Genomic DNA, 9486 nt, shown 5'->3' on the forward strand with positions numbered 1-9486 from the left:
GTGCCCCCGCGCCGGAGCCCTACCAGCGCCGGGAACCTACCCGCGCGGAACGCCGTTGGCCGTAAAGCCCTGACCTACTTCTGTTCGTAGGTGGCGTGGATGACCGCTCGCGCGATGGCGTGCTGGAACAGATTGAACCCGAGGAAGGCCGGGCTGGCGTCCTCGGGCAGATCCAGCTTCTCGGTGTCCACGGCGTGCACGGCGATGTAGTACCGATGCGGGCCATGGCCCGCCGGCGGCGCAGCCCCGATGTAGCGGCGCTGCCCGGCGTCGTTCACCAGCGTCAGCGCATCGCCGGGCAGGCTGCTGCCGTCGCCGGCGCCCGCGGGCAGCTCGGTGACGTCGGCCGGCAGGTTGGCCACCGCCCAGTGCCAGAACCCGGAGGCGGTCGGGGCGTCGGGGTCGTAGACAGTGACGGCGAAGCTACGGGTTTCGTCCGGGAAGCCCGACCAGCTCAGCTGGGGGCTGACGTCTTCGCCGCCCGCGCCCATGATTCCGCTGACTTGCGGCTTGGCCAGCGGTTGGCCGTCGGTGACCGATTGGGAGGTCAGCGTGAAGCTGGGCAGCTTGGGCAACGATGCGTACGGGTCAGGAGCAGTGCTCATGGCGGTCCTCTCGTGTGATCGGCTTGCGTCTGATCTAGCAGTGGGTCAGGAAGTGGGCCAGCACGTCGGTGCCGAACCGCAGCGCATCGATGGGTACCCGCTCATCCACGCCGTGGAACAACGCCGTGAAATCCAAGTCCGGCGGTAACCGCAGCGGGCTGAAGCCGAAACAACGAATACCCAAGCGCGCAAACGACTTTGCATCGGTGCCGCCGGAAAGCATATACGGCACGGTACGGGCGTCCGGGTCGAACGCCAGCACGGCGGCGTTCATGGCATCGACCAGGTCGCCGTCGAAGCTGGTCTCATATGACGAGAGATCCTTGATCCACTCGCGCGTCACGTCCGGTCCCAGCAGCTCGTCGATCTCGGCCAAGAACGCCTCCCTGCGGCCCGGCAATATCCGGCAGTCCACCACCGCCTCCGCGACGGCCGGGACGACGTTGGCCTTGTACCCCGCCTTGAGCATGGTGGGGTTCACGGTGTCGTGCAGCACGGCCTTGAGCATGCGCGCCATCGGCCCCAGCTTGTCGATCGCCCCGCGCAGGTCCCCCGATTCGGTGTCGAAGGTGAGGCCGGTCTCTTCGCCGACCGCGGCAAGAAACTGCGCGACGGCGTCGTTCAGTACGAGCGGAAACTGGTGGCGGCCCAGGCGGGCGACGGCCTCGGCGAGGGTGGTGACGGCGTTCTGGTCGTGCACCATCGACCCGTGCCCGGCCGGGCCCCGGGCGGTCAGCCTCATCCAGGACAGCCCCTTTTCGGCCGTCTCGATCAGGTAGAGCCGGCGTTCGCCGCCGTCCTTACGCGGCACGGTCAAGGAGAACCCGCCCACCTCACCGATCGCCTCGGTGATGCCGGTGAAGAGCTCCGGGCGATTGTCGACCAGCCACTGCGCGCCGAAGGTCCCGCCGTGTTCTTCGTCGGCGACGAACGCGAAGACCAGGTCGCGCGGCGGCACGATGCCCGCCCGCTTCAAGTGCCGGGCCACCACGATCATCATGCCGACCATGTCCTTCATGTCGACCGCACCGCGACCCCAGACGAAGCCGTCTTTGACCGCACCGGAGAACGGGTGCACGCTCCATTCGGTGGGCTCGGCCGGGACCACGTCCAGATGCCCGTGAATCAGCAGGGCGCCACGCGAGGAGTCCGCCCCCGGCAGCCGGGCGAACACGTTGCCGCGGCCCGGGGCGCCGGATTCGACGTAGTGCGGCGCGTAGCCGACCTCGGCGAGCTGCTCGGCGACCCACTGCGCGCAGTCGGCCTCGCCCTTGGTCGTCTCTGGTTCGCCGGTGTTGGTGGTGTCGAACCGGATCAACTTGCTGACAACCTCGACCACGTCGTCGCTCGGGTTGGTTGGCCCCTGGGTCGCCCCGCTCTGAATGGTCACAACCACCTTTCCTACCATTGCCGAGGCCGGACGGCTCGATGCCGATCGTCGACACGTCTCGAGGAGCTGGATTGGGTTCGCGGCCCGCGATCCGATAGCCTTAGCTGCCAACCCATGCTGGTTTGGCCTTGTCCGAGTGGCGGAATGGCAGACGCGCTAGCTTGAGGTGCTAGTGCCCTACTAATGGGCGTGGGGGTTCAAGTCCCCCCTCGGACACCCGACTGAGGCGAGCGAGATGGACGCGTGCGTTCATTTCCGAGCCGATGGAGTGCGTTGAGCCGCGAAGCCGCGAGCACACCCGTATCTATTCACGCCGCCTGGGGGCGGCGAGGGCTCATCTCGCGCATCTTCCCGTTGCGACGGCACGTAGCCTGGAGAGAAGCCCATCAGCCAGGAGCGGTAACGCATGAACCGATCGAGTGGCTTTGTCCGGCGGACATCGCCGAAGACGTTCGTCGACCGCCGCGAGGCCGGACGCGCGCTGGGGCAGGAGTTGGCCGCCTATCGCGGCCGCGGCGATGTGCTGGTGTTCGGGCTGGCGCGTGGCGGCGTGCCGGTGGCCTGGGAGATCGCCGCGGCCCTCGGTGCACCCCTTGACGTCTTTCTGGTCCGCAAGCTCGGGGTGCCGCAGTGGTCGGAGCTGGCAATGGGCGCCTTGGCCAGCGGTGGCGGCGTGGTGATGAACGACGATGTGGTGGCCAGCCTGCACATCAGCGACGAGCAGGTGCGCGAGGTGATCGACAGCGAGGCGGCCGAGCTGCTGCGGCGCGAACACGCCTACCGGGGCGGTCGCCCGATGGCCGACCTGCGCGACAGGATCGTCGTCCTGGTCGACGACGGAATCGCAACGGGCGCAAGCATGCTCGCCGCCGTGCGTGCCATCCGGGCCGCCGGACCGAAATCGATCGTGATCGCCGTGCCGGTGGGTCCGGAGTCGACCTGCCGCGACCTCGGGCGGGAGGCCGACGACGTGGTGTGCCTGACGATGCCGCCCGGATTCGAAGCGGTCGGGCAGGTCTACGACGACTTCCACCAGATCAGCGACGACGAGGTGCGCGAGCTGCTGGGCACGGCTACCGGCTGAGCTCCGAGCCGTCGAGGCAAAGAATTACTTGGCGGGCTCGTCGCCGTGGCCCTCGGCCGGGACCTTGGACTCCTCGGTCGGCGCGGCCTCCCCCGTCGCCGGTTCGCCCTCGCCCGGGACCTCCTCGGGGTAGTCGACGTAGCCCTCCTCGTCGCCCTGCGCCTCGTCGGCATCCTGGGCTTCGCCGGCGCCCAGGTCGCGCCGCTGGCGTTCCCGCAGCGCGTCGAGGATCAACAACACAACGCCCACCACGCTGGCGGCAATGCAGACCCAGGCCACCAGCTCGTTGCTGGTGACGACCGCGAACACCAACGCGACGAGCCCGATCAGGGCCAATACCAGCGCAATGATGAGCATCAGTCATCCTCCAAGCAACGAGCGGGACCGCGGTTTCATGACCTAGTGTGCCAACCCCGAAGCTCGGCGAGCGACCGGCACGCCCGAACGGCTAGTTGTTGCCCCGGTTGAACTGTTCGAAGCTGCCCGCGTCGGCGCTGGAGTCCACGGGTGCCGCGGATCCGCGCTGGCCGAGTTCTTCGAGCTGGGACTCCAGGTAGGTCTTGAGCCGGGTCCGGTACTCGCGTTCGAACGTGCGCAACTGCTCGAGGCGGCCTTCCAGGACGGTGCGCTGCTGGTTGATGGTGCCCATGATCTCTGAATGCTTGCGCTCGGCGTCGGCCTGCAGGGCGTCGGCCTTCTCCTGGGCCTGCCGCAACTGGGTCTCCGAACGGGTCTGCGCGTCGGCGAGCATCGCGTCGGCGCGCTGCCGAGCTTCGGCGACGGTGGTCTCGGCGGTGCTGCGCGCCTCGCTGAGAATCTGGTCGGCGTTGGCGCGGGCGTCGGCCAGCATCTTCTCCGACTCGGCCTTGGCGGTCGTGGTCAGGCGGTCGGCGGTGTCCTGCGCCAGGGTCAGCACCCGAGCGGCCTTCATGGCCTGTTCCTCGTTGTTGGCCGCGGCGGCCGGAGCTGCGGCCGCGGCCGGCTTGACCGGTTCCGGTTCGGGGACGGGCTCGCGCACAGGAATGGCCTGGGTGGGGGCGGCGGCCGCGGCCGGAGTGGCCGAGCCACCGCCGGAGGCCAGCTCGTGGTCCAGCTCCTCAATTCGTTGGCGCAGATCGCTGTTCTCTTCGATGAGCCGCGTCAGCTCGGCTTCCACCAGATCGAGGAAGGCATCCACCTCGTCTTCGTTGTAGCCCCGCTTGCCGATCGGTGGCTTACTGAACGCCACATTGTGGACGTCGGCTGGTGTAAGCGGCATTGTTTCGTCCCCTCAAGTTCCTTCTCGAACGTTCTGGAAAGTGTAGAACGCAGTGGTAGCCGTAGTGCAACTGCCGTCCATCCTGTCACACCAGGCGCGACCGTTGCCGATTAGCCCAATAAATAAGGACCAATTTCAAACATTGAGGGCAATAAAAACCGAAACCTTAGGAATTTTAAATCGGGGGAACCAAACCGAAGCTAAAACGTGTCCGAACCGTCTCCGGGGCGGAATGCGTTAGCTCCGACGGGGCGCCCGGCGGACCTCCAGGCGGCCTATGCAGCGGCGCCGAAGGCCAGCTGCATGCCGATGAACGCGACGAGCAACAGCACCATGATCGACAGGTCGAAGCGGACCGCTCCGATGGTGAGTTGCGGGATGAGCCGGCGCAGCAATTTCACCGGCGGATCGGTGATCGACAGGATGATCTCGAGCACCACGACGGTGATGCCGGTGGGATGCCAGTCCCGGCTGAACGAGCGGATGAACTCGACGACGACCCGAGCGATCAGCAGCAGCCAGAAGATGAACAGCGCAAACCCGAGGATCTGAAAGAACAACACCAACTGAAGTGCCCCGACCTTACCCATGAGATGACAAGCGATGCTCAGCGATGGCCAAGCGCCGCGGACCAGCGCGGCGCCTGCCAGCCTACCGACTCCGAGTAAGAGCCCCTATCTCACGTCGCCCATGCGGTGGCCCGGGTGAGCGAACCGCCGCTGCGGATAGGGGCGGCGGACGGGCCTATTGGTAAGCGTAGAAACCGGTTTCGGCGATCCGGCGGCGCTCCTCTGGGGACACGTCGACGTCGGCGGGCGACAGCAGGAACACCTTGGTGGCGACCTTGTCGAACGAGCCGCGCAAGGCGAAGGCCAGGCCGGCCGCGAAGTCGACGAGCCGCTTGGCGTCGGCGTTGTCCATCGACACCAGGTCCATGATCACCGGGGTACCGTCGCGGAAACGCTCGCCGATGGTGCGGGCCTCGCTGTAGTCCTTGGGCCGCAGCGTGGTGATCTTCGACAGCGGGTGACCCTCTTCGAACATCATCGCCATCCGGCGCGGGTCCATCGCCAGCGCGCCGCGGGTGGAGTTGCGCAACCACGACCCGAAGCGCGGGCCGCCGCCGCGCTCGGCGCGGTCGAACTCGCGGGGGTGGACCGCGCCGTAGCGCGGCTCGTCCCCATAGCCACCGCGGTAGCCGGCGGGCGGCGGATAGTCGGCGGGCTCGCGGCGCGGATCGTCGTAGTCGTCTTGCTCGTAGCGACCGTATCCGTCGTCAAATCGCGGGCGCGGGAAACCGCGGGACGGCGCGTGGTCGTCGTAATACTCGTCCTCGTAGTCGTCCATTGGGGCCATACCGAAATAGGCCTTGACTTTGTGCAGTGTGCTCATTGCGTTGACCCTTCTAGCCCCTGGGAGTACTGGTGTTAGTGATAAAGCTGTTACTGCAGTGACTACTTACGGTGACGGTAACCGCCGCGGGCCCATTAGCGCGGTACCGACACGCACACACGTCGAACCGTGTTTGACGGCGATTTCGAAGTCGTTCGACATGCCGGCGGACAGCCCGACGGCGTTGCGGTGGGACTCGAGAACCCGTCGATGCTCGGATCGGAGCCGGTCAAAGGCCTCTTCCGGGTCCGAGTCCAGCGGCGGAATCCCCATCAGCCCCACCAAGTCCAGGTTCTTGGACTCCTCGACCTGATCGCACACCTGATCGACGGCTCCCGGCCGGGATATGTCGACGCCGCCGCGCGACTCGTCGCCGTCCAGGCTCACCTGAACATAGATCCGCATCGAGTCGGTGCGACGGCCGTCGGAAAGCGCCGCGGCCACCCCCTTGTCCAGCGCGGTCACCAGATGCGCGCTGTCGACGGAGTGAGCGGTGTGCGCCCAGCGCGCCACCGACCGCGCCTTATTCCGCTGGATGTGACCGACCATGTGCCAGCGCGGATTTCCCACGCCCGCCCGCGCGGACGCCGCCAGCAGCCGGGTGACTTCGGCCACTTTCGCCGTCGCCTCCTGGTCCCGCGATTCACCGACGGCGCGACAACCCAATCGGGACAAAGTCACAACGTCGGTTGCTGGAAAGTATTTGGTGATCGGCAGCACTTCGATTTCGCCGACGTTGCGGCCCGCCGCTTCCGCCGCGGCGGCAAGGCGCGAGCGCACCGACGCCAACGCGTGGGTCAATTCCGATTCTCGGTCGCTTCGACTGTTCGGGGCCGCCATCGCAGTCACTCCATCCAGACCAGTGAGGCCAGCCGCCCGGTCGGCGCGTCCCGGCGGTGACTGAATAAGGCCGGGTCGTCCACCGTGCAGCGCGGATCGATGTCGATGGCCGTTACGCCCAAATCCCTTAGCTGACGAGCGATTCCGGCACGCAGATCCAGCCCGGGCGTGCCCGCCGCGGTGGTGGTCCGGCTGCCCGGCAACGCCGCCTCGACCTCGTCGGCCATCGCCGCGGGCACTTCGTAGTTGCGGCCGCTGACCGCCGGACCCAGGAGCGCCGATATGTCTTCGGGCCGCGCGCCGAGTTCCACCATCTTCTCCACCGTGCGGGCCACCACCCCGCGCTGGGCGCCAACCCGGCCGGCGTGCACCGCCGCGGCCACACCGGCACGCGCGTCGGCCATCAACACCGGAACGCAATCGGCGGTCACCACCGCCAGCGCGAGTCGCGCGGTGCGGGTCACCAACGCGTCCGTGTCGTCGACGGCGGCACTCTGCGCCCCGTCGACCACCTCGACCCGATCGCCGTGGACCTGGTTCATCCACACCACCCGAGCGCCGCGCAGCCCGATGGCCGCGGCCAGCCGGGCGCGGTTGTCGGCCACCGCCGCGGGGTCGTCCCCGACATGATCGCCGAGGTTGAAGCTGTCGAAGGGCGGCTTCGAGACACCACCGGCGCGGGTGGTGGTCACCCGTCGAATGCGAACGCTCACGTGACCAGTATCGGAGATGCCCTGTCTAACAGGCGGCCCCGACCGTCGCGGCCGGGGATCCAGGGTCACCGGCATATCTCAGCGACGCATGAAGGGCGGCACGTCGACGTCGTCGTCATCGCCGCCGATATTCAAGGTCGAGCCGTTGGTGTGAACCGGCACGCTGACCGCGTCGACCGGTTCGAACAGCGTCGAGGTGAGCTTGCCCGCCTTCGCCGACTCGATCCGGTGCGCGCCGCCCTTTTCCTCCTTGTCGGCGCTGCCGCCGATGACGGGTTTGCGGCCGGCGCCGGCCGCGTCGAAGCCCGCGGCGATGACGGTGACGCGCACCTCGTCGCCCAGCGAGTCGTCGATCACGGTGCCGAAAATGATGTTGGCGTCCTGGTGGGCGGCGTCCTGCACCAGCGAGGCCGCCTCGTTGATCTCGAACAGGCCCAGGTCGCTGCCGCCGGCGATCGACATCAGCACGCCGTGCGCGCCCTCCATCGAGGCTTCCAGCAGCGGCGAGTTGATGGCGATCTCGGCGGCCTTGAGCGAACGGCCCTCGCCGCGCGCGGATCCGATGCCCATCAGGGCGGTGCCCGCGCCGGACATGATGCCCTTGACGTCGGCGAAGTCCACATTGATCAGGCCCGGGGTGGTGATCAGGTCGGTGATGCCCTGCACACCGTTGAGCAGCACCTCGTCGGCGCTGCGGAAGGCATCCATCAGCGAGACCGCGGCGTCGCCCATCTGCAGCAACCGGTCGTTGGGGATCACGATCAGCGTGTCGCAGCTTTCGCGCAGCGCCGAGATGCCGCTCTCGGCCTGGTTGCCGCGCCGCTTGCCCTCGAACGAGAACGGGCGGGTCACCACGCCGACGGTCAACGCGCCCAGCTTGCGCGCGATGCTGGCGACGACGGGCGCGCCGCCGGTGCCGGTCCCGCCGCCCTCGCCGGCGGTGACGAACACCATGTCCGCGCCGCGCAGCAGCTCCTCGATCTCGTCCTTGGCGTCCTCGGCGGCCTTGCGGCCGACCTCCGGGTCCGCCCCGGCGCCCAGGCCACGCGTGGATTCGCGCCCGACGTCGAGTTTGACGTCGGCATCACTCATCAACAGCGCCTGCGCGTCGGTGTTGATCGCGATGAACTCCACGCCTTTGAGGCCTTGTTCGATCATCCGGTTGACGGCGTTGACGCCGCCGCCACCGATACCCACGACCTTGATGACGGCCAGGTAGTTATGCGGGGGGGTCATCATTCGTCTTCCTCCCTGATGGGCTTGGCTCAGCTCTCCCGGCGGTGGGCTCCTCCGGACGTCGCGGTCCCTCCCTGGCAAACCCTCAACCTCAACCATAGAGTTAGAGTTATGTCAAGTAGTAACGCGCAACCAGAACGGTATGGGTAGGGCGCGCCCTAACCCCGCAGGCGCGCCGACACGCGCCCCGCAAATTTTGGGCAATTTTGGTGCGTCGCCGCGGCGTGCGCGCTGCTCGACGGCGGATCGGGGCGGACGACGTGACGAAGATCGCTACTTAACCGTCGGCAGGTCCGGGCTGGACACGTCGTAGGTCTTGCCGGGCTGGGTCAACAGCGCGGCCAGCTTCTCGGCCTTCTCGTCGGTGCGGTCGGTGGTGCCCCAGATCACCACCCGGCCGTCGCCGAGGGTCAGGGTGATCGAGGCGACCGAGGGCGCCGCGATCCGGCCGACCTGGCCTCCGACCTCGGGCCGCAGCGCGGTCAGCACCTGCAGGGCGGCCTTGGTGGCCGGGTCGTTCGGACCCGGGTCGGCGACGTCGAGGTACGGCAGGGCCGGGGGCGGCGGGCCGGTCGCGAAGTCCACGCCGTCGCGGTCGAACAGATGCGGGCCGTCGGGAAAGTCCTTGACCGCCACCGGAACTCGCTCCACTATGGTGATCCGCAGCGCCGACGGGTACTGGCGCTGCACCCGCGCGCTGGCCACCCGCCGGATCGCCGCCACCCGGTCGGCCACCTGGTTGGTGTTGATCTGCAGCAGCGGCGTTCCGGGCCGCACGTGCGCCGCCTCCAGGACCTCTTCCCGGGTGACCACCCCGGTGCCGACCACCACGATGTTGCGGGCCGACATCGCCGGCGTGAAATAGAGGATCAAGGCCAGCCCGATGCCGACGATCACCAGCAGGATGGTCGCCAGCAGCATCTTCAGGCCCCGAACGACCCCGCGCGCAACGGGTTTGGGCTCGGTGA

Annotated in this window: 10 protein-coding genes, 1 tRNA gene and 1 pseudogene; 2 read left to right on the forward strand and 10 right to left on the reverse strand. The window is 67.9% G+C overall.

The genetic code is table 11. From position 1 onward, the window contains the following. Positions 1 to 74: 74 nt before the first annotated feature. Positions 75 to 605 (reverse strand): YbhB/YbcL family Raf kinase inhibitor-like protein, encoded by a 531-nt coding sequence (locus tag DQP58_RS05775; protein ID WP_112707531.1) that lies wholly within the window; start codon positions 603 to 605, stop codon positions 75 to 77. A 34-nt stretch (positions 606 to 639) separates the two neighbouring features. Next, entirely contained in the window at positions 640 to 2013 is a 1374-nt protein-coding gene (locus tag DQP58_RS05780; protein WP_430915697.1) for a M20/M25/M40 family metallo-hydrolase, read from the reverse strand. Positions 2014 to 2125: 112 nt separating this feature from the next. On the opposite strand from DQP58_RS05780, the gene DQP58_RS05785 reads away from it, so the two are divergent. Both DQP58_RS05785 and DQP58_RS05790 read left to right on the forward strand, forming a co-directional pair. Beyond that, a tRNA-Leu gene (locus tag DQP58_RS05785) sits at positions 2126 to 2211 on the forward strand. Between the two features lie 190 nt (positions 2212 to 2401). After that, positions 2402 to 3079 (forward strand): annotated as a pseudogene (locus DQP58_RS05790) (phosphoribosyltransferase); the annotation flags it as partial. A 24-nt stretch (positions 3080 to 3103) separates the two neighbouring features. Here DQP58_RS05790 and DQP58_RS05795 read toward each other — a convergent pair. From DQP58_RS05795 to DQP58_RS05835, 8 genes are all read right to left on the reverse strand, one after another. Beyond that, positions 3104 to 3436 carry a hypothetical protein gene (locus DQP58_RS05795; protein ID WP_112707533.1) on the reverse strand — a complete coding sequence of 111 codons (333 nt, stop codon included), beginning with the start codon at positions 3434 to 3436 and terminating at the stop codon, positions 3104 to 3106. Positions 3437 to 3527: 91 nt separating this feature from the next. Next, positions 3528 to 4337, reverse strand: a complete 810-nt coding sequence (wag31, locus tag DQP58_RS05800; RefSeq protein WP_112707534.1) for a DivIVA-like cell division protein Wag31 — start codon at positions 4335 to 4337, stop codon at positions 3528 to 3530. 275 nt (positions 4338 to 4612) lie between these two features. Beyond that, the gene (locus DQP58_RS05805) at positions 4613 to 4903 is read right to left on the reverse strand and encodes a YggT family protein (RefSeq protein ID WP_007770770.1); all 291 of its coding nucleotides are present in this window, start codon (positions 4901 to 4903) and stop codon (positions 4613 to 4615) included. Positions 4904 to 5081: 178 nt separating this feature from the next. After that, complete coding sequence (locus tag DQP58_RS05810; RefSeq protein WP_066873504.1) at positions 5082 to 5729, reverse strand: cell division protein SepF; 648 nt, start codon at positions 5727 to 5729, stop codon at positions 5082 to 5084. Between the two features lie 66 nt (positions 5730 to 5795). Then, positions 5796 to 6569 carry a YggS family pyridoxal phosphate-dependent enzyme gene (locus DQP58_RS05815; protein ID WP_112707535.1) on the reverse strand — a complete coding sequence of 258 codons (774 nt, stop codon included), beginning with the start codon at positions 6567 to 6569 and terminating at the stop codon, positions 5796 to 5798. Between the two features lie 5 nt (positions 6570 to 6574). Then, positions 6575 to 7282 (reverse strand): peptidoglycan editing factor PgeF, encoded by a 708-nt coding sequence (gene pgeF / locus DQP58_RS05820; RefSeq protein WP_205869345.1) that lies wholly within the window; start codon positions 7280 to 7282, stop codon positions 6575 to 6577. Positions 7283 to 7360: 78 nt separating this feature from the next. Continuing rightward, on the reverse strand, positions 7361 to 8518 hold the full coding sequence (gene ftsZ, locus DQP58_RS05825; RefSeq protein WP_007770764.1) for a cell division protein FtsZ: 1158 nt from the start codon (positions 8516 to 8518) through the stop codon (positions 7361 to 7363). A 273-nt stretch (positions 8519 to 8791) separates the two neighbouring features. Next, positions 8792 to 9486: cell division protein FtsQ/DivIB (locus DQP58_RS05835; RefSeq protein WP_133259345.1), on the reverse strand; the 695-nt coding region annotated here is incomplete at its 5' end.

It is taken from the genome of Mycobacterium colombiense (assembly GCF_003284975.1).
In the GTDB taxonomy this organism is placed as follows: Bacteria; Actinomycetota; Actinomycetes; order Mycobacteriales; family Mycobacteriaceae; genus Mycobacterium; species Mycobacterium europaeum_A.

What these genes read in the sequence shown, in the direction of transcription:
- ftsZ (WP_007770764.1), bottom strand. Translation starts at nt 8,518, where the DNA reads ATGACCCCCCCGCATAACTACCTGGCCGTCATCAAGGTCGTGGGTATC.
- DQP58_RS05780 (WP_430915697.1), bottom strand. Translation starts at nt 2,013, where the DNA reads ATGGTAGGAAAGGTGGTTGTGACCATTCAGAGCGGGGCGACCCAGGGG.
- DQP58_RS05810 (WP_066873504.1), bottom strand. Translation starts at nt 5,729, where the DNA reads ATGAGCACACTGCACAAAGTCAAGGCCTATTTCGGTATGGCCCCAATG.
- DQP58_RS05815 (WP_112707535.1), bottom strand. Translation starts at nt 6,569, where the DNA reads ATGGCGGCCCCGAACAGTCGAAGCGACCGAGAATCGGAATTGACCCAC.
- DQP58_RS05795 (WP_112707533.1), bottom strand. Translation starts at nt 3,436, where the DNA reads ATGCTCATCATTGCGCTGGTATTGGCCCTGATCGGGCTCGTCGCGTTG.
- DQP58_RS05775 (WP_112707531.1), bottom strand. Translation starts at nt 605, where the DNA reads ATGAGCACTGCTCCTGACCCGTACGCATCGTTGCCCAAGCTGCCCAGC.
- wag31 (WP_112707534.1), bottom strand. Translation starts at nt 4,337, where the DNA reads ATGCCGCTTACACCAGCCGACGTCCACAATGTGGCGTTCAGTAAGCCA.